The organism is Aestuariivivens sediminis, from assembly GCF_022662105.1.
GTDB classification, from domain to species: Bacteria; Bacteroidota; Bacteroidia; order Flavobacteriales; family Flavobacteriaceae; genus Aestuariivivens; species Aestuariivivens sediminis.
Genome location: NZ_JAKMCP010000002.1, coordinates 471,767 through 495,265 on the forward strand (window position 1 = coordinate 471,767; position 23,499 = coordinate 495,265).

19 protein-coding genes are annotated in these 23,499 nt (G+C 39.9%); 5 read left to right on the plus strand and 14 right to left on the minus strand.

Features of this window, described 5'->3' with window-relative positions:
* Positions 1-12: 12 nt before the first annotated feature.
* The 3 genes from MR054_RS06385 to MR054_RS06395 all read right to left on the minus strand — a co-directional run bounded on the left by MR054_RS06385 (position 13) and on the right by MR054_RS06395 (position 2,866).
* A complete protein-coding gene (locus MR054_RS06385; RefSeq protein ID WP_242157037.1) occupies positions 13-1,611 on the minus strand; it encodes a S41 family peptidase in 1,599 nt (532 codons plus the stop codon).
* On the minus strand, positions 1,611-2,042 hold the full coding sequence (locus MR054_RS06390; protein ID WP_242083026.1) for a deoxycytidylate deaminase: 432 nt from the start codon (positions 2,040-2,042) through the stop codon (positions 1,611-1,613). Before MR054_RS06390 ends, MR054_RS06385 begins: the two co-directional genes overlap by 1 nt.
* A gap of 233 nt (positions 2,043-2,275) precedes the next feature.
* Positions 2,276-2,866, minus strand: a complete 591-nt coding sequence (locus MR054_RS06395) for a HupE/UreJ family protein (protein ID WP_242083028.1) — start codon at positions 2,864-2,866, stop codon at positions 2,276-2,278.
* A 166-nt stretch (positions 2,867-3,032) separates the two neighbouring features.
* Here MR054_RS06395 and MR054_RS06400 point away from each other — a divergent pair, with 166 nt between their 5' ends.
* Positions 3,033-3,548, plus strand: coding sequence for a hypothetical protein (locus tag MR054_RS06400; protein ID WP_242157038.1), 516 nt, complete (start codon positions 3,033-3,035; stop codon positions 3,546-3,548).
* 4 nt (positions 3,549-3,552) lie between these two features.
* A complete protein-coding gene (locus tag MR054_RS06405; RefSeq protein WP_242157039.1) occupies positions 3,553-7,008 on the plus strand; it encodes a VPS10 domain-containing protein in 3,456 nt (1,151 codons plus the stop codon).
* Positions 7,009-7,061: 53 nt separating this feature from the next.
* Here MR054_RS06405 and MR054_RS06410 read toward each other — a convergent pair whose 3' ends face one another.
* Both MR054_RS06410 and MR054_RS06415 read right to left on the minus strand, forming a co-directional pair.
* On the minus strand, positions 7,062-7,778 hold the full coding sequence (locus MR054_RS06410; protein ID WP_242157040.1) for a hypothetical protein: 717 nt from the start codon (positions 7,776-7,778) through the stop codon (positions 7,062-7,064).
* Positions 7,779-7,842: 64 nt separating this feature from the next.
* Positions 7,843-10,134, minus strand: a complete 2,292-nt coding sequence (locus MR054_RS06415; protein WP_242157041.1) for a M28 family peptidase — start codon at positions 10,132-10,134, stop codon at positions 7,843-7,845.
* Positions 10,135-10,225: 91 nt separating this feature from the next.
* On the opposite strand from MR054_RS06415, the gene MR054_RS06420 reads away from it, so the two are divergent.
* Positions 10,226-10,693, plus strand: a complete 468-nt coding sequence (locus MR054_RS06420) for a CBS domain-containing protein (protein ID WP_242157042.1) — start codon at positions 10,226-10,228, stop codon at positions 10,691-10,693.
* Positions 10,694-10,700: 7 nt separating this feature from the next.
* Here MR054_RS06420 and MR054_RS06425 read toward each other — a convergent pair whose 3' ends face one another.
* Entirely contained in the window at positions 10,701-11,051 is a 351-nt protein-coding gene (locus MR054_RS06425; RefSeq protein ID WP_242083040.1) for a hypothetical protein, read from the minus strand.
* Positions 11,052-11,061: 10 nt separating this feature from the next.
* Positions 11,062-11,580, minus strand: coding sequence for a DinB family protein (locus tag MR054_RS06430; protein ID WP_242157043.1), 519 nt, complete (start codon positions 11,578-11,580; stop codon positions 11,062-11,064).
* A 333-nt stretch (positions 11,581-11,913) separates the two neighbouring features.
* On the opposite strand from MR054_RS06430, the gene MR054_RS06435 reads away from it, so the two are divergent.
* Positions 11,914-12,249: a single-stranded DNA-binding protein gene (locus MR054_RS06435; RefSeq protein WP_242083044.1), complete on the plus strand. Its 336-nt coding sequence runs from the start codon at positions 11,914-11,916 to the stop codon at positions 12,247-12,249.
* Between the two features lie 49 nt (positions 12,250-12,298).
* On the opposite strand, the gene nadB is transcribed toward MR054_RS06435, so the two are convergent.
* Both nadB and nadA read right to left on the minus strand, forming a co-directional pair.
* The gene (gene nadB / locus MR054_RS06440) at positions 12,299-13,855 is read right to left on the minus strand and encodes an L-aspartate oxidase (RefSeq protein ID WP_242083046.1); all 1,557 of its coding nucleotides are present in this window, start codon (positions 13,853-13,855) and stop codon (positions 12,299-12,301) included.
* Between the two features lie 5 nt (positions 13,856-13,860).
* Complete coding sequence (nadA, locus tag MR054_RS06445; RefSeq protein WP_242083049.1) at positions 13,861-14,787, minus strand: quinolinate synthase NadA; 927 nt, start codon at positions 14,785-14,787, stop codon at positions 13,861-13,863.
* A 269-nt stretch (positions 14,788-15,056) separates the two neighbouring features.
* Between nadA and MR054_RS06450 the strand changes: the two genes are divergently transcribed.
* Complete coding sequence (locus MR054_RS06450; RefSeq protein ID WP_242157045.1) at positions 15,057-17,645, plus strand: phosphoenolpyruvate carboxylase; 2,589 nt, start codon at positions 15,057-15,059, stop codon at positions 17,643-17,645.
* 123 nt (positions 17,646-17,768) lie between these two features.
* Here the strand turns inward: MR054_RS06450 and MR054_RS06455 are convergent, their stop codons facing one another.
* The 5 genes from MR054_RS06455 to MR054_RS06475 form a co-directional block, all read right to left on the minus strand.
* The gene (locus MR054_RS06455; protein WP_242157047.1) at positions 17,769-18,551 is read right to left on the minus strand and encodes a DUF6090 family protein; all 783 of its coding nucleotides are present in this window, start codon (positions 18,549-18,551) and stop codon (positions 17,769-17,771) included.
* 320 nt (positions 18,552-18,871) lie between these two features.
* Positions 18,872-20,089, minus strand: coding sequence for an ammonium transporter (locus MR054_RS06460; protein WP_242157049.1), 1,218 nt, complete (start codon positions 20,087-20,089; stop codon positions 18,872-18,874).
* A gap of 22 nt (positions 20,090-20,111) precedes the next feature.
* Positions 20,112-20,450, minus strand: coding sequence for a P-II family nitrogen regulator (locus tag MR054_RS06465; protein WP_242083057.1), 339 nt, complete (start codon positions 20,448-20,450; stop codon positions 20,112-20,114).
* 229 nt (positions 20,451-20,679) lie between these two features.
* On the minus strand, positions 20,680-21,966 hold the full coding sequence (locus MR054_RS06470) for an ammonium transporter (RefSeq protein ID WP_242157050.1): 1,287 nt from the start codon (positions 21,964-21,966) through the stop codon (positions 20,680-20,682).
* A gap of 77 nt (positions 21,967-22,043) precedes the next feature.
* Positions 22,044-23,039, minus strand: a complete 996-nt coding sequence (locus MR054_RS06475; RefSeq protein ID WP_242157051.1) for an outer membrane beta-barrel protein — start codon at positions 23,037-23,039, stop codon at positions 22,044-22,046.
* Positions 23,040-23,499 lie beyond the last annotated feature (460 nt).

Here is a 23,499-nt window from a genome sequence, read left to right on the forward strand (position 1 = left end):
CATCAGAGGATATTAATGGGATATATTTCCTTGACTTAAATTGATCAACTCTTCGATCATAATATCATTTTGGTTGAAGACTTCTTCGAAAGCGCCGTTACCGAATAACTGATCTGCCAAGGTCGCCTTAATGTACTGTCGTATTTCCTCGTAGTAGGCCACGAAAGTAATATCCGAATCGGTTCTCACATTGAGGTAGTTCTGAAAAGAAGTTACTAAATTATCACTGACCTTAAAATGATCAATAAAATCCTGTCTGGATATGCCGTCGTAAAGATGTCTGTCCTTTTCTAATTCCTCAAAGACAAAATACCCTATAAACCCACGACGCATTAAATAGTTTAAGGTTTCGTTAAACATGCCCTTATCAATGGGTACAAATACATCCGGAATAATCCCGCCGCCACCATACACAATTTTTCCGGAAGGCGTGGTATACTTTAAGGAATCTGCTACTTTAATGTTCTCTGCGTCCAGTAATTCCCCACTTTCGATGCGTTCCAGGTATTCGTCATAATAATCTTTATGCCCGTTTTTATAGGGACGTTGTATGGAACGTCCTGTGGGGGTATAGTATCTCGATACGGTTAAACGGACGGCACTGCCATCACCCAGATCCATTTCACGTTGCACCAATCCTTTACCATAGGAGCGTCTCCCAATTATGATTCCCTTATCATTATCCTGAAGTGCCCCGGCTACTATCTCGCTGGCCGAAGCTGAATTTTCATTGATCAGCACATATATGGTCCCCTCTTCAAAATCTCCTTTTTTCGTGGCATAGCTTTTTTCAACATCCCCGCGTTTATTTTTTGTAAACAGGATGAGGGTATTGTCTTCAAGGAATTCATCCACTATTTTTTCGGCGATATCCAAAAACCCTCCGGGATTGTCTCGTAAATCCAATGCAATTTCAGTTGCGCCTTCCCCTTTTAGTTTCTGTAAAGCCGTTTTGAATTCTTTGTACGTGGTTTCGGCAAATCGATTGATTTTAATATACCCCAACTGGTTCGTTAACATATACGCCGCATCTACACTCTTAATAGGGATAACACTTCGTCTTACGGTAAAATCCAAAAGTTGGGGCTCCCCACGTCGGTACACCTTTAAATGCACTTTGGAATTGATAACGCCTTTTAATTTTTTTACAAGACTGTCATCTGTCACCCCCTTGCCTATGAGCGTATCGCCATTGGCCACGATAATGCGATCCCCACCCTGAATACCCGCTTTTTCACTTGGTCCATTTTCTATGGCTCTAATAACGGTTATGGTATCTTTATAGGTATAGAAACTCACTCCAATCCCAACAAAATCCCCGCGCATCTCCTCTGCTACCCGGGCCATTTCTCGTTGTGGGATATAGACCGAATGTGGATCTAAATTCTCTAAAATACCATTAACGGTAACATCAACGATACTATCGGTATTGATATCGTCTACATACTCATACTCAATATAATCGATAAGCCGATTGAGCTTATCTTTTTTACTGTTCGTAGAGAACAATCGATCCGGTGCATCCGTAAAATTGAGTTTACCTCCAATAAAAATGCCGGTTGCAATGGCAACCCCAAAAACGAAAGGCAAATATTTTTTTTGAAAGGGCATTATGATGATAACTCTTCTATTAATTTCAATTTAATTCCGGCTTTTTCCAAAAACTGCAATCCGGAATCGTCTTTATAGGCTTTGTGGTACACCACTCTAATAATTCCGGCCTGATGGATGAGCTTGCTGCACTCCTTACATGGGGATAAGGTAATATACAGGGTAGCCCCTTTACAGGATTGTGTTGAGCTGGCCACTTTAAGTATGGCATTGGCTTCGGCATGTAAAACATACCATTTGGTATAGCCCTCATCATCTTCACAAAAATTCTCAAATCCGGTTGGTGTGCCATTATACCCATCAGATATGATCGTTCTATCTTTAACAATAAGTGCACCAACTTGTCGGCGTTTGCAATAGGACAGCTGTCCCCACTCTCTGGCTATTCTTAGATAAGCCTTATCGTATTTGAGTTGTTTAGGTTTTGGCATTCACTTCATTTTAATTTAGGCCTGTGCGCTTTCTTATCACCAGGTTTTCGACTGAACCTCATATCCGGACTTCGCGCATTTCGAGTACCTCAACATCATCCCCGCCATCACATACCAGGTTAACCCCAGAATCCTTCAGGCCATTTTATTAACGAATATAATGGCTTCGTATTTTAATTACAACACATACAAGTTAAAGTTTTATCAAAAATTTAACCAAATATCGAATGCCACTAGCTCAAAAAATCGCTGTTGTGCAACATCGGTATGACTAACCCAATAACAACAGATGAAATTACCAGTATCCAATCCCGCTTCGAAAACCTAAATATGGTTTGCCCGAGATAGCCCAGGAAGAGCACCATAAACACAATAATTATCTGGGAAATTTCTATCCCAAGGGCAAATTCCAGAAGGAGCACTAAGGTATTATCGGAATCTCCTAAAAGCATCTTAAACTCCCTCGCAAAACCCAATCCATGAATTAGACCAAAGAACAACGTGGTGAAAAATAAAATTCCCACTCGCTCTTTTTGGGCTCCTTTTCCGGCGGTTAGCACATTATAAACGGCCACTATTAAAATGGTAACCGGAATTAAAAACTCCACCAGTTGTACATTTATACTCACGATATTATAAGCTGCCAAAACTAAGGATAAGGTATGTCCCAAGGTAAACATTGAAACCAATAAAAGGACCCGTTTCCAGTCCTTAAAAGCGTATGGTACCGTAAGGCTTATTAAAAAAAGGACATGATCGTAAGCATTAATATCGAGCACGTGGTTAATCCCATATTCTACGTTAAACCAAAAATTTTCAAGCATGGTATTCATCTTTTTTTGAAGTTGCTAAAGATACAATTTACTTATTTAATTTAATGTCTTATTTTTAGGCGATGAACAATATGGATATTGGATATATGCATTGGACATTACAACTAATAAACTATTCCTATATCTTTGTAGCGCATCCTAAAATTGCAAGACCCTAATGAAATTAATTTATGCCTTAAGTCTGTTACTCGTGCTTTTATCTTGTAAAAAACAAGACCCATCCCTTGCCAATACTGCCTCGGAAGATATGGTGAGTACTGCCGTTACCGAAAGCGACATTTCCAAAATAGACTATACCGAATTCGTGTTAAGTCAGGAAGCCAGAAAAATGGTAGATCCTTGGGCAGAATATCATCAATTACAGGAGCAGGTGAGTTATATCAAAAAAGGAGACCTGAGTTATTTCAAGGATAATGACAAAGCCATTGAGACGCTTTTAAAGGATTTAATCAAGAACATCCCCGAGGATTTAAAGAATAATCCCATATTAGCCAGAATAAAAATTGTTGAAACTACCACTTACAAACTTGAAAGTTTATTACGATTATCCACAACAACCAAGCCCGAGCTCGTCGAAGGCATCAAGGCCTTTCTCGTGGCTATTTCTAATTTAGACCTGCAACTCAACAAGATCATTGAACTCAAACGGAATGAAAATATTCCAAAGCCCTAGTCTTATGAAAATCCTAACCTATACCCTTATCTTACTTTGTTCGTTCATCATGCGGGCACAATACAATCCGGATGCGCCCTGGATGAAACATTTAAGCACGACCTCAAAACAGCAATCTTCGAAATCCAATCTCCTGACTTTTAATGGTATTGTTGAGGCCTTTAACAACTACTGGAAAGACAAAGACCCGAATAAAAAAGGAAGTGGTCACAAGCCCTTTAAGCGCTGGGAGAACTACTGGAAAAACTTTGTGAAAGCCGAGGGAACCTTGCCGGCCTCCAATGAATTATGGAATTCCTGGATGGAGACGCAACATGCCAAACTGAACACTGCCAAGACAGCTGTTAGCAATTGGCAACCGAAGGGGCCCTTTAGCCATACTAACACGGGATCATGGAGTTCCGGCCAAGGACGCATTAATGCTATTATCGTAGACCCTATTACCCCAAACACTTACTATGCCGGTGCTCCTGCCGGGGGCATTTGGAAATCTACGGATGCCGGCCTTTCCTGGACCCCCCTCTCAGATCAATTACCTCAAATAGGGGTTTCGGGTATAGCTATTGATCCCAATGACCATGATGTCATTTATATCGCTACGGGAGACGATGATAATTTTGACACCTACAGTGTTGGTGTGATGAAATCCATCGATGGTGGCACCACATGGAACACGACTGGTTTAAATACCAGCCCCGGTCAGCCTACAAATATGAACGACATCTATATCCATCCCGGCAATTCTGATATGTTATGGGTGGCCACCAATAGAGGTGTTTTTAAGACCACGGATGCCGGGGTTAATTGGTCCAATACAAACGGAACGGAAAACCTGAACATTAAAGATATCAAAATAAAACCCGGTGATCCCAATACGATTTATGCAGTGACCACAAATACCCTATATGTATCTACTGACGGAGGGGATACCTTCACAAATAGTGAATTTGGTACTGGTTTACCCGCTTCTTCCAACCGTTTAGTTATAGATGTCACACCAAACAATGCCAATGCCATTTATGTTTTAAGCGCTTTGGACAATGCCTTTCAGGGCCTGTATAAATCCACCGACTCCGGAGTCACGTTTAATGCATTGGCAGCCAACACCCCGTCTAATGCAGATCTTTTTGATGATAGCAAACAAGCGTATTACGATATGGCCTTAGCGGTATCCAATACCGATGAAAATGAATTGTATGTCGGTGTCCTCAACATCTGGAAATCGACCAATGGAGGTGTGGATTTTACCAAGGTCAATGAATGGTTTCAGCCTAGTTCCGCGTCCTACTCCCATGCGGACATCCATTTATTACGCTTTTACAACAACGCCTTATTTGCAGGTACGGATGGTGGGTTTTATAAAACCACCAATGGTGGAAGCAACTTTACCGATTTATCTGAAGGTCTTCAAATTGGCCAATTTTACAAGTTAAGTGTTTCCAGAGAAAGCTCGGACATCATGGTTGGGGGACTACAGGATAATGGCGGATTCGCCTTAAACAATATCTGGCAGGTGTACTATGGTGCAGACGGCATGGATACGGCCATAAAGCCTGATGATTCCAGCGCGATGTTCGGTTTTATACAATACGGAAGTACGCTCTACCTATCCAAATCCTCCGGGGCAAGCAATGATGCCTACGTATCTGCCCCGGCAGATGAAATAGATCCCGATAATAATGATAATGGAGGCAATTGGATTACCCCGCTAGCCATGGATAGAGACGGCATCCTATATGCCGGGTATTCCCGATTATACAAGCTATGTGGTACGGAATGGGAATCCGTATCGCCTTCCTTTGGGAATAATATCAATATTGACTTTTTGGAAATGGACGACACCGACCCAAACCTCATTTATGTGGCCATTGATAAGTCGCTTTACAAAAGTACCGATAAAGGGTTGTCATTTATTGCCATTAAAACGTTTGCCTCCAATATTACCTCTATAGAAGTTAATGGCAATGACAGCAATTTTATTTACGTAACAACATCCGGTTTAGGGGGACAGGTGTTTCAATCATCCGATGGCGGCCTTAACTTTATCGATATTACGGGTTCCCTTCCCGGGGTGACAAAAAACATTATAAAACACCAACCTTTGCACAGTCAAAATCCACTATTTCTGGGAACAAGCTTAGGGGTTTATCGTTATGACGATACCATAGGCGATTGGGAGGCTTTTGACGCTAATTTGCCCCATGTTTCGGTTACTGATTTGGAAATTAACCTAAACGACGGGAACATCTCAGCAGCGACTTATGGAAGGGGCATTTGGCAATCTGATATTCCGACGGAATCGTTGCAAAATGAAATGAGCCTGGAGGATATAGTAGGGATTGATGAACAGGTTGTTTGTGGAACTTTAAGTTCGGTTGGGGCCTTAGTGAAAAATCGTGGTACCGATCCCATACAGGACATAACGGTAAGTTATACCTTAAATGGTCAAACTGAAAATACCGTATGGAATGGGACCCTGGTTTCCGGGGCTTCACAATTAATTGACCTTCCAGCAATGGCGGTTTCCGGCAATGGTTTACAAGAATTAAACGTTAACGCTACGACTCCCGGCGACACCTATAACCACAATAACGCATTGAATGCCTGGTTTTATGCTAATACTTCGGGGACCATCAATGTGGTAAACACGTTTGAACTTCCGGATGATGCGATAATAGGTTTTAATGCGGAGAGTAATTGTCCCAGTTCAAGTGCTTTTTGGGAGCGTGGCATCGCTACAGGTACTGTGCTGAATACTGAAGCTACCAGTAATAATGTGTATGGTACCCATTTAGGGGGATCCTATGGCAACAATATCAAAAGCTATTTGGTGACCCCCTGTTATGACTTAACGCTACTGGCCAATCCTGTCCTTAAATTCCAAATGGCTTACGACTTGGAGGAAGACTGGGATATTATGTATATTGAATATTCAACCGATGCCGGTATGAATTGGTCGGTATTGGGAACGGCGGACGATGTGAATTGGTATAACAGTAACACAACTCCGGGAGTCAATTGCTTTAATTGTCCCGGTGCCCAATGGACGGGAACAAATACCACCATGCAAGAATACAGTTATGATTTAACCCCATTAAATAATGAATCTAACCTGGTCTTTCGGTTTGTGTTTCATTCGGACGAATATGAAGTTTTTGAAGGGGTTATCATTGACAATTTAAGCATTGAAGGGACCTTAAACGTAACAGATTTTGATCCAAAAGTCTTTAGGGTTCATCCGAATCCTTCATATCACCGCTTTAATATAACTACAAAAACCGCGAGCAGCATTAGTTTTACTGTGACCGATATTACCGGGAAAGTCATTTTACAAACCCAAAACGCCAAGGTTAAAAACAACACCTACCGATTGGATATGGGCAACTGTGCGGCTGGGATTTACTTTTTAAATTTGACCTCAGCCACCGGAAAGATCACTAAAAAATTGATCCTTAAATAAAAAAGGGGCTCATTTTTAAAAACGAACCCCTTTTAAAAACAGGTATGACCCGCTTAATTTTTTGGTTGTTGCTGGGATGCTTGAGCTTGTAATACTTGCTTCTGCCTTAAAAGCTCATTTTTAGTCAGGTTAACCAAATTAAAATTTGGCGCTGTCTTTAAGGTCGCATCCAATATATCCACCGCGGCATCAATATTGGCCTTAGTATCTTTGTTATAGGTAAGCAACGCATTTAAATACATGAATGCCGATTTAAGCGGGACCTGATATGGCGTTTGCGTTTCATAAAACGCTTTGTTCTCATCTTCTTTAGAATTGGCCAAACCATAAGTAATATTTTTTTCTGCTTCGGCAAGGTTTTTTAACTGCAAATTGAGTTCTGCCAATTCATATGCTACCGGTGCATTTGGATTTCTTTTAAAAAGCTCTTCGAAATGCCCAACCGCCAATTGTGGCTGCTTTACTGCTTTCAAGGCAATGGCTTTCACTTCCACGGCTATATCGGAATCCGTAGCCACTTTATCATAGCCTATCGTGTTCAATGCCTGAACATGTTGCCCTTCACTCATGTAAATATAGGCCAAGGTGTCTTTTCTGGCTTGTGATGGCGCTATAACATTTAAATGCGTCATCGCATTTATTATACCTTGCACATCGCCCTGGGTTTTCATTTGAGTGTAATAGCCTTCAAAATGTTTTAACAATCCATTCTCTTGAGCATTTAAACTTGCTGTGCTCACTAATAAAATCAACATCAAAAATCGCATCATGTCTACTTTTTTAAAAATTTTGCTAAAACTATAAAAAATTACCATTGTAACTCTTAAAAGAATGCTAATTATTTTTGGGAGGTATCATTATAGTCCGTTTCACCAAAATGGCATCATTTAATACAAAAGGCTTCGGGATCATATCCTGACTGCGTTGGGGTATATTAAAACGATCGCTTTCCAGCAAATCATATGACGCCTCATAAAGGGTTATTTGCGTATTTTGACTTTTGGAAACCACAAATTGCAATGCCAAGGCATCCTGGTCCGTAACATAATAACTTAAAAGTCTGTTATCGCTTAAGGTATTTACGTTTCTCAAATGTAAGCCATTTGCTTTAACAGTTTGAAAAGAATTCAAGGAATCCTTAAACACCTCCATTCTATTTATAGCCCTTTGAGGAATTACAGAAAGTGCTATATGTCGTGCATCATGTATTACAGTGTCTCTGATGACATGGACAAGCGGTGGGTTTATGGCTTTTATGGGAGCCTCTTGGGTAAAGGTAAATGGAGTCTTGTATTTACTATCTAATACGTGAGGGTATGATACAGACCCTTGATTAGGGTGCGGTCCAAAAAAGGGTTCCGTGAAACCGTCAAGGTGTTTATCATAAGTAGCCCAGACTGCCGCACTATCGTCTGCATTATACACATACAATAAGCTATTGGGCTTGGGCCGATCCTTTGAAAAACCTGAATGCATATGCCCGGTGACCAAAAAATATATGGTAAATAGAGTAAACACATATCCCCATCTTTTTTTGTGTTTAAACGGGGCAAATACCGAGAGCATCAACCCGAAAATCAAGACTACAAAAACGGTATTGGTCATCATCAATTTTAAACCAAGCCCCACAGGAAATAATTGTACAAAAGGTCCAATGATTGTTAAAACGGGAAAACCCAGTAGTGCCATTAGGATCATATTGGGTTGTTTCTGCCTGATACAAACGAACAAACTTAACAAGGCAAAATAAACCGGAATAACAAAAAAACTGGCGCCCTTAAGTTTGAAGGCCACTCCTGCACAAATGATGAACCAAATGGCAATGGGGCCCACAAGTAAACTTGCGGTATTCTCCTTTTTATAGGTGCTATGGTACACAAAACAGCACAGGGCCAGGGACAAGCTGGTGAAGGCCCATATATAATCTTGTCCATTGTAGGTAAACCCGTGAAGTATTTCTGTATACTGTGGGTAGGCCATGAGTAACACTTCCCATGAATAATATCCAATCGCTGCAGCCAACACCAGCGAGATGACAAACGCTAAAATCCCCTTACCTATGGCCTTAGCCGTAATGACATTTTTTTGGACCCCGTAAATCAACAATACAACGAATGAGATAATCGCTATGATTAGCATGGGGTAAATCCATGAAAACGGATAGGTTACCATGTTAAATATAGGCATGTTAAAAAAAACCTCATCTTCATTACTGGTTAATTTTTCCAAATCGACTTCTGAAAAGTAAGGTAGCATGGCCATGATATAACTGCCCTGATGGGCTAAGGAGTTTCTATCCAATCGGTCGTAATTATCCAATGGGGTATGATAATCGAAATGATCGTCTATAAAGGCCAAATTAATCCCGTCTATGTCGCCATCCTCTCGAAAAACGGTTAAATCGGTATCGTTGGGTAAAATTTTATAAATGCTATAAAACAAGGAGTTGCCTACAGGATATTGCGGGTTGGCCTGAACAAAACCCTTAATGATGTTGGCATTGCCATGATTGGTTTCAATGAACATAATTCCCGGACCACCACTGCCCCTGGCTTCAAAATTTAAAACTAATCCAACGTCTTTGGCCCATTCATGTTGGTTTACAAAAATATTGGCCCCATTTAATCCTAGCTCTTCTGCGTCGGAAATCAAAATGATAATATCATTTTTTGGGGATTTGTCCGCGCTTAAAAAAGCACGTAACCCCTCGAGAATGGTTACCACTCCGGATCCGGCATCACTTGCTCCTATGGCCCCGTGAGGGTCACTGTCGTAATGGGTAAGCAGTAAAAGTGCCTTACCCCTTTCCCTGCCTCGTATGCGTCCGATAATATTTTTTGCTTTTGCCAGGTTTCCGGAATCGTCCACCGAAAATCCTTCTTGAATTTGGGTTTCCAAGCCTAAGCCCTTTAATTGCTTTACGATATAATCTCTCACACGATTATGCTCGGCACTTCCCAAATAATGAGGTGCCCTGGCAATTCTTTTAAGATACCTTAAGGCCCTTTTGGTTGAAAACTGAGATTGCGGAACATCTACAGGCGATTCCTTTCCAGGCATTAGCGCAGTAAAACTCCACACAACAGCCCCTATTATGAGTATAACCGCAATGGCCTTTTTTATCATTGTTTTTTTAAGATTCCATTATGCCATAAAAGTAAACAATAGGAAAACTCAAAAAAAATATTTACATTTAATATTCTTAAAGTAAGGCATTATGGGGATAAAAAGTTTTATAGGAGCACGTCGGCAAAAAAGTGCGGCGAACGAAATACCATTAAAAGTGAGTGATTACATGACTCGTAATTTAATTAAGTTCAAACCGGACCAGACGATAGAGAGTGTCATGCAAACCCTAATAAAACACCGTATTTCCGGAGGTCCAGTTGTTAATGATAAAAATGAGTTAATAGGAATTATTTCAGAAGGGGATTGCATTAAACAAATTAGCGAGAGCAGATACTACAATATGCCCATGCAGGACAAAACCATTGAAAAGCACATGGCTGCTAATGTTGAAACCATAGATGGGAACATGAATATTTTTGATGCTGCCAATAAGTTTTTAAGTGCCAAAAGACGTCGATTCCCTATTGTTGAAAACGGCAAACTGGTTGGACAAATCAGTCAAAAAGATGTGCTCAAAGCGGCTATGACACTTAAGGGCCAGAATTGGTGGAAATAATAGATGTTTAACTGTCCCGCTTCACCAAGGCAAAATAATCGGCTTCAAGGGGCAAATACCCTTGGTCATATACAAAGTAATAAACAACCCCTGCTTTGGTTGTATAAATACTTGTGAAATAGTTGAAATCGAATCCGGCTTCTATAAGTTTAGCCCTGGAGGTCTTCGTTTTCTTATCCGGATTAAAGGCTTCCAAAATGCGATAATTTTTCCGTAACCTATTATTGACATTTCGAATTAAGTTTTTACTGTCCTTATTAACGCGATTGTTATACGCGTTTCTACAGGCATCATCGCAGAACTTTTTATCTATTCGTCCAACAATGGCATCACCGCATTCCAAGCATGTTCTTCCCATAGTTAAATGTTTACCAGTTACCGGCATAATTGAGGTTCAACCCCCCCTGTTGTTTTAAAAAAGCGTACTGCAGTCTTACTATTTGCCGAATGTGCAAATAGTCATGAGCCAACCAATTGTGAAGGAACAACCTGGCCGACATCACGCCCAGTTGCGCATGATGGATACTTTGGTCCCAATTGGCACTCATATGTTCCCGCAACCATATAACGGATTGCTTTCGCTCCTCTAAAAAGGATTGAACAACGGTTTCATAATCTTTGGAGATGTAGTTGCGTTCCGTAACCCAGGCAGGGGGATTTATGGAAGGCATAGGTCCCTCCGGCCTTTCAAATATATACTTGATACGTGCTTTAAAATCTTCCTGCTCTTCATCCAACAAATGACAAGCAATTTCCAGCAAACACCATTTTTGTGCTTCCGGCCGCCACAAAAATTCCGTCTCGGATTTTCCATGCAACAGACCGTCAAAAACCGTTCGGTTTTGTTCCAATTGCGTACTAATTGAGGAGATAGTCATAAACGTCATGGTACAGGTTGCTAATATAATAAAAAATTAAATATATATTCTTTTTCCTACAATTCAATTGTTACTGGTTCTATTTCACAATGCTTGGCAGCTAGCCCTTTAAAAATCCTATATCCATTGCAACAAAAGGGGTTACCTGTGTTTCTCTGTAAATTTAGTGATAATTCATAAGCCGTTTACAAATGACTACAAACAGTTACAAACGATTTTAAATAAGTAACATCCGAATAAACTGCCGAGGCCTTCCCAAATTTGCAGTGTTGAATCCCAGGCGGTTCAATGGTATTAACTGTTTAATCCGTCTGCCGCGGGCAGACTTAAAAAATTTAAATTATGAGTACACTTAGAAACAAAGTACAGTTGATTGGCAACTTAGGAAACGATCCGGAAATCATTACTCTGGACTCCGGAAAGACCCTGGCAAAATTTAATATTGCTACCAATGAAAGTTACACCAATACCAATGGTGAAAAAATTACGGATACGCAATGGCATAATGTAATTGCTTGGGGGAAAACCGCACAGATTATTGAGAAATATGTTACTAAAGGCAAGGAAGTGGCCATTGAAGGAAAACTAACCTCACGAAGCTACGATGATAAAGAGGGTAATAAACGTTACATTACGGAAGTGGTCTGCAATGAATTACTGATGTTGGGGAAACAATAACTTGACCTGTTCCGCACCTTAATAACCGAGACAAACAAAACCGTCTCGGTTATTTTTTTATATTATCCAAATTATAATAGCCCCCTTTATTCTCCTTACGCTCCAAGGACTGATTAATAATCAAATGGGCCACATTTACCATATTTCTTAACTCGCAAAGCGAGGTTGTGATTTTAGAAGATTTATACAGATCTTCGACCTCGTTATAAATCAAATCGAGTCGTTTAATGGCTTTGGATAAACGATTATTACTTCGCACAATCCCAACATAATCTCTCATTAAGGCCTGTAATTGTCTTAAATTATGCTGAATTAATACATGTTCTTTAGCTATGGAGGTCCCTTCATCATTCCATTTCGGAATAGCCACCTCCAGAGTTGGAAGTTCATGATTACAATGAAATTTAAAAATATGATGGGCGTAGACCAGGGCCTCCAACAAGGAATTGGACGCTAACCTATTGGCGCCATGCAACCCTGTCCGTGAACATTCCCCACAGGCAAATAAATTTGGTACCGAGGTCCTTCCATCGCGATCCACCACGATGCCTCCACAGGAATAATGTGATGCGGGTACTACCGGAATCCAATCCCTTTCAATAGCAATATGGTTTTCTTTACATTTTTGATAGATATTTGGAAAATGGGTTTTAAAGGCCTCGACATCCAAATGCGTACAATCCAAAAACACATGGGTTTCTCCTGTTTTCTTTAATTCCCTATCAATACTTTGGGATACAATATCCCTTGAGGCCAATTCTGCACGTTGGTCATAATCCAACATAAATCGTTTCCCCGATCTATTCCTCAAATAGGCCCCAAATCCCCTGACGGCTTCCGATATTAAAAAGGAGGATTCCCCGTCTGTTTCGTACAGGGCTGTCGGATGAAATTGTACAAACTCCATATCCTTAATCAAAGCTTTTGCCCGATAGGCCATGGCTATACCGTCACCTGTAGCGATAACGGGATTTGTAGTATGCCCATACACGCGCCCAATCCCCCCGGAAGCCAGCAAAGTGGCATTCGCCTGTATGGTAAAAATAGCATTGTTTTTTTGATCGAATACATATACCCCATAACACCCATCCTGTTTCGGTATGTTCCCTTGGAGATGGTGATTGGTAATTAAGTCTATGGCAAAATGATGGGGCAGAAGCTTTATGTTTTCCAGCTGGTGTACTCTTGCCAGTAAGGCGCGTTCTATTTCGGCACCCGTAATATCCTTATGATGGACTACACGATATGCGGAATGCCCCCCTTCCTTTCCTAAATCGAGTTTACCACTTTTATCCAGATCAAAATTAGCCCCCCAGTCCAATAGCTCCCTGAATCGCTTGGGTCCCTCCTTTATAACCAGGTCTACCACCGCTTCATCACAAAGGCCATCACCGGCAATCAAAGTATCTTGAATATGTTTTTTAAAAGAGTCCTTTTCCGCATCCAAAACTACGGCAACACCCCCCTGGGCATATTTAGTATTAGATTCTTCTTCATTGGATTTAGTAATGATGGTAACCTGTCTCTTTGGAAACTTTTCGGCTATTTTAACTGAAAAGGTTAACCCTGCAATTCCAGAACCAATTACTAAATAATCCGTAGTCATTATACCTATTTAGACAATTCCAACATTCGCTCAATGGGCAATAAGGCGCGATCAATAATTCCTGGGTCAACCTCAATTTCGGGGGACTCGTTAAGCAGGCAGTCATAAAGTTTCTGCAGGGTATTCATTTTCATGAAATGACATTCACTACAGGCGCAGGTGTTGTCCTCTTTGGCAGGGGCGGGAATCAATTCGGTATGGGGCATTTCCTCCCGCATTTTATGTAAAATCCCCGCTTCTGTTGCAACAATAAACTTTTGATCCGCATGGGATTTCACATAATTGATCATTCCTGAGGTTGATCCTATATATGTGGCTGTTTTGAGTATGTGATCCTCAGATTCCGGATGCGCTATTATTTTATAATCCGGATGCTTTTTGTGAAGTTCGATTAACTTGTCCATTGAGAATGCCTCATGCACAACACAACTGCCGTCCCACAACAACATATTCCGTCCTGTTTCCTTCATAATATAGGCTCCCAGGTTTTTATCCGGTGCAAAAATAATTGGGGTTTCCCGTGGTATGGATTGTACTATTTTCAATGCGTTGGACGAGGTACAAACAATATCGCTTAAGGCCTTAATTTCTGCCGAACAGTTCACATAGGTAATGACCACATGGTCGGGGTGTGCTTCCGTAAATTGCTTAAAGGCTTCCGGAGGACATGAATCTGCCAGAGAACAACCCGCATTTAAATCGGGCAAAACAACCTTCTTACTGGGGTTTAAAATTTTTGCGGTCTCTGCCATGAAATGTACCCCGGCAAAAACAATGATGTCAGCATTGGTTTCAGCCGCTCGCTGCGATAAGCCCAGACTATCCCCTACATAATCGGCAATATCCTGTATTTCCGGCACTTGATAATAATGTGCCAGTATCACTGCATTTTTTTTCTTTTTGAGACCTTGTATTTCCTTAACTAAATCCATAATTTTCAATTGCACATAATTCTTTCTCAGCTTAAAGACCTTCCTTTTTTATGCAAATATCTTAAATATTATTTTTATCATTTAGTATTCCGTAAATTCTTTACCTATTCGCCCCGTAACTTTAGAAAGTTTACAATATGTATTTGTTTTTTTAAATTATTCACAATTAGAAATGATTAAACACGAAAAATCAATAAATATTTCTTATCATACCGTTCATTTACTATAGCTTCATTACTTTTATGGTTCATTTTTATTAGATTGATCTTATGTCCGTAGAGCCAAAATTGAAACGATTCAAGCAAAATGTGCTGTCTAAATATCAAATATTCAACAGTATATTTATGACATTACCTTTTGACGCCATCACGAAAACGGGGGTTTTGCTGCCCCTATTCCACGAAACATGTGAAAAAGGTTTTGCCAATGGCGATGACCCTACCACGATAGTTGATACCTTTTTTAAAAAATACCAGGCCAGACGCACCAAACAAAGTCAGATTAACCTATTGTTTAGGTTTATCCAATACATTGAACGGCAGGTGGTTTTATTTGACGCCATCGAAGATGCTGCTTTCCCTATAGTGAACAATATGGAAGGCCTGGGGACGTTAAGAAACTTAAAGGAAACGGCCAATTCGGAAAACCGATTACAGGAACTCAAAGAATATTTGGAGGAGTTTAAGGTCCGTATCGTGCTTACGGCACACCCCACACAATTCTATCCCGGTTCTGTTTTAGGGATCATTACAGATCTAACCGAGGCCATTAAGGAGAACAATATTACCAATATTAGTAATTTATTTGGCCAATTGGGAAAAACACCTTTTTTCAAAAGGGAAAAACCAACCCCCTATGATGAGGCCATAAGCTTAATCTGGTATCTGGAGAACGTTTTTTACACCTCTTTTGGAGAAATTTATAATTATATTCAGCAAAATATTTACGACGACGGTAAGAAACATAACGAGATTATTAATGTTGGTTTTTGGCCGGGAGGAGATCGTGACGGTAATCCGTTTGTAAAACCGGATACCACATTAAAAGTGGCCAAAAAACTGAAACAGGCCATCTTAAAAAAATACTATCAGGATTTAAAGGACTTAAGGCGTAAATTAACCTTTAGAAATGTAGAAGAGCGCATTGTAAGGTTAGAAACCATTATGTATAATTACAGCCTCAATCCCTATTCTGAAGACGCTCCAACAGCTAAAGAGCTTTTAAAGGAATTACTAAGTATTAGAAACCACATTGTTTCCGAACACCAATCGCTATATGTAAACGAGATAAACAACCTCATAAACAGAATACATATTTTTGGTTACCATTTTGCAACGTTGGATATACGACAAGACAGCAGGATCCACCATTCTGTTTTTACAACGGTGATCGACCATTTAATTGAAAAAGGAAGTGATTCCTTCCCCAAAAATTATCATGACATAGATGAAGCTGAACAAATAGATATTTTGTCCAGAGCCAATGACGATATTGATGATCTCAGTGTTTTTGAGGATGAAATGGTTGCCAACACCTTAAAAACAATTAAGTGTATTAAGGAGATCCAGGCCACTAACGGAGAGAAAGGGGCCAACCGTTATATTATAAGCAACAACCAGACCGCTTTAAACGTCATGCAATTATTTGCCATGCTAAAAATGGTTGCCTTTAAAGACGAATTAACCGTTGATGTTGTTCCCTTATTTGAAACCATTACCGACTTGGAAAATGCCCCTCGGGTTATGGAACAATTGTATAGCAATCCACAATATCGAGCCCATGTAGATAAACGAGGGAATAGGCAAACCATTATGTTGGGCTTTTCGGATGGCACCAAAGACGGTGGCTATTTGATGGCCAACTGGGGGATATTTAGAGCCAAGGAACTGCTCACGGAGATGTCCAGGAAATATAATATTACGGCCATATTCTTTGATGGGCGCGGAGGCCCGCCAGCGAGAGGTGGTGGAAAGACCCATAATTTTTATGCCTCTTTGGGCCCAACCATAGAAGATAAGGAAGTGCAATTGACCATACAGGGCCAAACCATTAGTTCGAATTTTGGAACCTTGGAATCTTCACAGTACAATTTAGAACAACTTATTAGTTCCGGTCTTTTTAACCGCTTTGGAAAGAATAAAATGCCCATGTCTCCAGAAGACAAATCGGTTATGAACGATCTGGCTGAGACTAGCTTTCAGGCCTATAAGAATTTTAAAAGTCACCCGATGTTCATTCCCTATTTAGAGCGAATGAGTACCCTGAAATATTATGCGAAAACCAATATAGGCAGTCGTCCATCGAAACGCTCAACCTCGGACACTTTGATATTTTCGGATTTAAGGGCCATCCCGTTTGTGGGATCATGGAGTCAATTAAAACAAAATGTTCCCGGGTTTTTTGGTGTAGGTACCGCCATTAAAGCTTACGAAGACCGAGGAGAACTCCATAAGGTTGAACAGCTGTATAAAAATTCTAAATTCTTCAAGACCTTATTGGAAAACAGTATGATGTCCTTAACCAAATCCTTCTTCGACCTTACCAAATACATGTCTGAGGACGAAGAGTTTGGTGCCTTCTGGAATATCATTTACGAGGAATACCTTACCACAAAACGTCTGCTTTTAAAGGTGGCCGGGTATAAGGAATTAATGGAAAATGAACCCTCCGGAAAGGCTTCTATTGAGGTTCGTGAATCCATTGTTCTGCCATTACTGACCATCCAGCAATACGCGCTTAAAAAGGTGCAGGAACTCAATAAAGCTGAGGTTAAGGATGAAGAACAACTTAAAATTTTCGAAAAGATAGTGACTCGCTCCTTATTTGGAAATATCAATGCCAGTAGGAATTCGGCGTAAACCGTGGTTGGTCTAAATGAGGTTTGGATACAGATTAATGAAACCCTCTGTTTTGAAGGAAGGTTAACCTGGATGTGATGCCTTTACCCCAAAATCGTATAAGCGTTTTATCGGGTTGTTACTTCAATCCGTTTTTAATTCCAGTTTAATGTCATCCTGAATTTTTACCGATAATTGTCGCAAGATGTCCAGCCCTCCGAGTCTGTCTTTGTGAATATCGATCATATCGTAAAGTTTTGGATTCAAGCTCTTATTTTTCCTAAAGGCTTGTAAATCGTATTTTGCGGTAAAGTAGTTCTCTATGGCACCGGAGAAATCGGACAGTTCCTTCAAGGTCTCTTTGGACTCAGGAATAATCTCATAATACTGCGCCAATTCCATGATCAAATCATTACTCAGGGGTTGGGACTGATCTGAATAACTATTAAGAAAGTCTATTTGTCCGTAATAGGCCTTCAAATTCTTTTTCAGGTCTTCCGATTTGATATGCGTTAATAAATTCGAGGCGGTAAGTTCCCCATAGGCATTTTTTAAAGCCTTGATACCGGGAGTGAAGCAGGCCAGTCTAAAGGACATTCCAATAATGGAGTCATATTCCTCGGTAATCTCGTCCTTCACATGTTCATTAAATAAGACTTCAGCGCCACGGAGGTAGATGTTTTTTTCAGCCTGGTATACATTATTGAAATAAACAGAATCCTGCCGAATCTCATTACTTAAATGTTCCAGCACGCTATGAGCACGATACCGTTCTTTTCTGTTTTCATTCCAATTGCTAACGCCTAATGCAATTAGAATCCCAACAACCACAAGGATAATTTCCCCTAGGGCATAAATGATATATTTACTGAATTTACTTTCGGATAACAGCTGTTTACGGATGTGTCTAAAAAATTTAATCATCATATGAATCCATTATGTGACCAGAAGCCCAAATGACCTTCAAAGGTCTATTCGAATTTTAATTTTGCTACACAAAAAAGGGACTTGTTACTCTAAGATATTTTTATGATTTGTCCCTGTCATTTATAATAAAACGACACGCTCTTATTAACCGGATCTTCATTTACAGGTTCAGAGATGGAAAATCAGGTAACAGGTCCATATTTTTACGAAAAGTAAATATAGGCCTTTAAGTTTTACGATGTGCCCTATCCCCTTTAAAATTAAAAAACGCTCCACTATGCGTGGAGCGTTTTTTATATACGCACTATACTAAACACTCATTAATGCTCATTCATCCTAAAGTCGGCATAGGCATCCATACCGTGTTCATGGGCATCCAAGCCTTCCAACTCTTCTTTTTCGGAAACTCTAATACCAACTAATTTCTTAAGCGTGAAGATAATCAGGAATGCAGATACCACACATATGGCAGCATAAGCTGCAACACCTGTTAACTGGGCCATAAAATTATGGTCTGGGTTTGTTGAAAAAATACCCACAGCCAGGGTACCCCACATACCACAAACTAAATGCACTGCAATGGCTCCAACAGGATCATCCAAACGCAATCTATCAATAAAGCTTACCGCAAATACAATGAGTACACCGGCAATAGCTCCAATTAATATGGCACTTTCCGGGGTCATCACATCAGCTCCGGCGGTGATTCCAACCAAACCACCTAAAATACCATTGAGGAACATGGTTAAATCCAGGTTCTTGAATTTTAAAAATGATACCAAAGCAGCAACAATACCTCCGGCGGCTGCAGCTAAACATGTGGTCACCAGCGTTATTGAGGTTAACTCCGGATCGGCTGAAAGCACAGAACCTCCATTAAATCCGAACCACCCTAACCAGAGTATCAACACCCCGGCCGTAGCAAGTGGAATATTATGCCCCGGTATAGCCTGTGGTTTTCCATCTTTAAATTTTCCAATTCTAGGGCCTAACAGGCATACCGCTACTAAAGCGGCCCATCCCCCAACAGAATGTACTAAAGTGGATCCTGCAAAATCGTAAAAGCCTAATTCATCCAAAAATCCGCCGCCCCATTTCCAAGAGCCCGCGATAGGATAGATTAAACCGACATAAATCACCGTGAAAATCATAAACGGTCCAATTTTAATTCTTTCGGCTACCGCTCCCGAAACAATGGTAGCAGCCGTTGCCGCGAACATCCCTTGAAACAAAAAGTCAGTCCACCAGGTGTATCCGCCATCGGCATATTCGGGTGTCATGCCATTTTCGGGAGGGGCAATCCCCGGCACAATAGACCCGAGGTACCCATTAAATTCTCCGGGATACATTAAATTGAATCCTACTAAATAGTACAACAGTAAACCTGCTGTGATAATAAAAATGTTTTTAAATAATATGTTTATTGTATTTTTTTGTCTAGTTAATCCTATTTCCAAAAATGCAAATCCAGCATGCATAAAGAAAACCAGTGCTGTACAGATCATCATCCATACATTATTTGTTGTAAGTAATTCCATAATTTTTAGTGTTTGATGATTATTATCTTAATGTTTCTCCTCCTTTTTCCCCGGTTCGTATTCTATAAACCTCGCTAACATCGGATACAAAGATCTTACCGTCGCCTACATCGCCAGTGGCCGCTGATTTTAAAATGGCCTGAATAGTAGCCTCTTCAAAATCATCATTCACAACAATGGATAGATACCTACGTTGAATATCGCTTGTACTATAGGATATACCTCTGTACACATGTCCTTCCTTTTCATTCCCCAATCCTGTCACATCCCAGTAAGAGAAAAAATTTACGCCAACATCATGTAATGCATCCTTCACCACACTGTATTTGGACTTTCTAATAATTGCTTCAATTTTCTTCATAATAATTAATTTAAATAGTTGGTTAAAAAACCATCAATATAAGGAATAGTCTTTACTTAGATAAATCTGGGTCCTCAATGTAATGAATGGCCCTTTGATTTTGTCATGAAAAGGATGCCTTTAGAGTTTCTAAAGGCATCCCAAATCAATGGTAAACTTTTAATATAGCAGCATTTTCGTAATAAAACCATTGCGAACAGCAGTTATTCATAAATGCTGAATATTAATATTAGTCTTCAATTTCTCTTTGTCTCTTACCTGGATAAGCAATGGCGCCATGCTCAGAAATATCAAGACCGGCGATTTCTTCTTCTTCGGTAACTCGTAATCCGTTACAACACTTTTTAATGATAAATAAGAAGATATAAGAAACAATGATGGCCCAAACCGCATATGCCAATACACCAATAGCCTGTGCAGCTAATTGTGCTGTTCCGCCACCGTTAAATAACCCAATGCCGGTATCGCCATCAATACCCCAAAGGCCAATGACTAAAGTTCCCCAGGCACCAGCAACACCGTGAACGGATATCGCACCAACAGCGTCATCAATTTTCATTTTCTTCTCAATAAATCCAATAGACAATACTACAAGGATACCTCCTAATAATCCTGCCAATACCGAACCCCCTTCTGACATGTTACCACAACCGGCCGTAATACTTACCAAACCGGCAAGTGCCCCATTCAAGGTCATTGCCAAATTAGGTTTCCCATTTTTGAACCAGGTAAATAATAAGGCGCCTAAAGCACCGGCTGCTGCGGCGAGGTTAGTGACAAGTACCACTTGAGAAGCAGCAGTTGCATCATCTCCACCCCAGGCTAATTGTGAACCACCGTTAAAACCAAACCATCCCAGCCAAAGGATAAATACCCCAAGGGTAGCGTACATTTGGTTATGACCGTGCATTTCAACAGGTTTACCGTTCAAGAATTTTCCAATTCTCGGACCAACCATCCATGCAGCAACTAAAGCGGCCCATCCACCAACAGAGTGAACAATGGAAGATCCTGCAAAATCAATAAATTCGGCTGGCATCCATTCGGCGTTTAGCCATCCACCATTCCATTCCCAACCACCAGCGATCGGATAAATAATAGCGGTCATCATAATACTAAAAATAGCATAAGTGGTGTATTTGGTTCTTCCTGCTATAGCTCCGGAAACAATAGTTGCAGCTGTTGCGGCAAATACGGTTTGGAAAAACAGGTCGGCTGCACCCTGAGAGAATACAAATCCTCCCCAGTGGAAAAATCCACCACCACTGGCATCGCTTCCGTACATTAAGGAATATCCTATAAACCAGAAGGATAAGGATCCTACGGCAATGTCCAGGAAATTTTTCATGGCAATGTTTACGGCGTTTTTGGAATCTGTCATTCCAGACTCAACCAGGAAAAACCCGGCCTGCATAAAGAATACCAGAATACCTGCAATAAGCATCCAAAGCATTCCCATATCGCCTTCTATGGCGGCGGTATCTTGAACGAAAAGGGGTAAACTAAGTAAAGACATAATTATCGTTTTTATCGGTTAGTAACTATTTTAAAGAACAAATGCATTCTGTTTCCAGAATGCATTGTTTATTTATGTTAGAATGTGTAGATTGCGGCTAAAGTAAGGGCGGCTAAATTGTCGGATGGAGCGCCATCATTGTCTAAATATGGCATATCATCACTCCAAGAATCTAATCTGATTTCAGGCTTAATCGTTAGGTTTTCTACCGAATAGCTACCCGTTAAGGTTAACGAAAAGACACTTGGCTCATCAACATTATCATAATCACTATGATATCCAAATAACTCCCCTCTTAATCCTAAATCGAAAGAATCAGACAGTCCAAATTGAGGATACAATGCTACTCCATAAAAACCACCATTAATATCTGTTTCAATTTCCATTGTTTGGTAAGCAGCATTGATTCCTAAGAAGAAAGAATCTGATACATCAAACCCACCGGTATAATCGATTTCGAAACCTAATACTTCATCATCATCATAATATAAGTTCAGATATTGGCCATAGAAACCGAATTGAGCACCTAAAGAATAACCTCCAACCATATTGTTGTTTACGTCGGTAGGGTTCATCACGGCAAGCATTAAGCTGAAATCATCAGATAAAGCAAAATCTGCTTTTAAACCAACCATAGAAAAAGGCCCACTAGAGAACATGTAAGAAGTACTATAGTTAAAGTTACCTGTTGGAGAAATAACTTCATAGCCTAAATAGGTATTCCAACGACCCATTGTTAACGTTGTGTTTTCAGACACATTCCAGTAAGCATATAATTGATTCAAGTTATACCCACCAATTGCAGCATCACCTCTAGGACCAAAAACAACATCGGCAACGACTCCTGTTTTTTCACCGTCATAGCTAGCAATTAAATTAGCCATACCTAAAGCAAAACCAGTTTCGTCAGCAAACGAAGTGCCGAATGCTACGCCTTCATTATCTGGAGCAGTTAAATATGTTTGATAGTAAGCATCAACACTACCACCAATAGAAAGTTTTTTTTCTGCTTCTTCTTGAGCAAATAAAGCTGTTGCCATTAAAAGCATTGAAAGTGTAATAAGTTTTTTCATAATAGTTTTCATTTTAAGTTATTAATTTTTTAGGTCCGGATTTTGAGTTGATTTTTGGTTTTTTTTATTTGTTTTCAGACCTAAAATTTCCTTAAGAACGGCGTAAAACTATATTAAAATATATTTACCCCCATAAAAATTAGGGGCAAAAAAATGATTTTTATTAATATTTCATTTTTACCCCCATTTTTTTGAGGGTATAATTTAAAATATTTGATTTTTTACTTTTTTTACAATTGAAATGATTGAATTATTAACAGTGTTTTCACTTTTTTTGTAGCTTTAATTTTAGAAATTTCAATAAACCTTAGCATAAATTCACATTTATACATTTATTGCTTCATTTCGTGTATTGAATTTTTAATAAAAATTGTCATTATAATTGATATATACTTATTTTTCTATTCGCAATGCCTCTAAAATCGAAATAATGAAATTAGCGCCATTGTATTTCGAATTC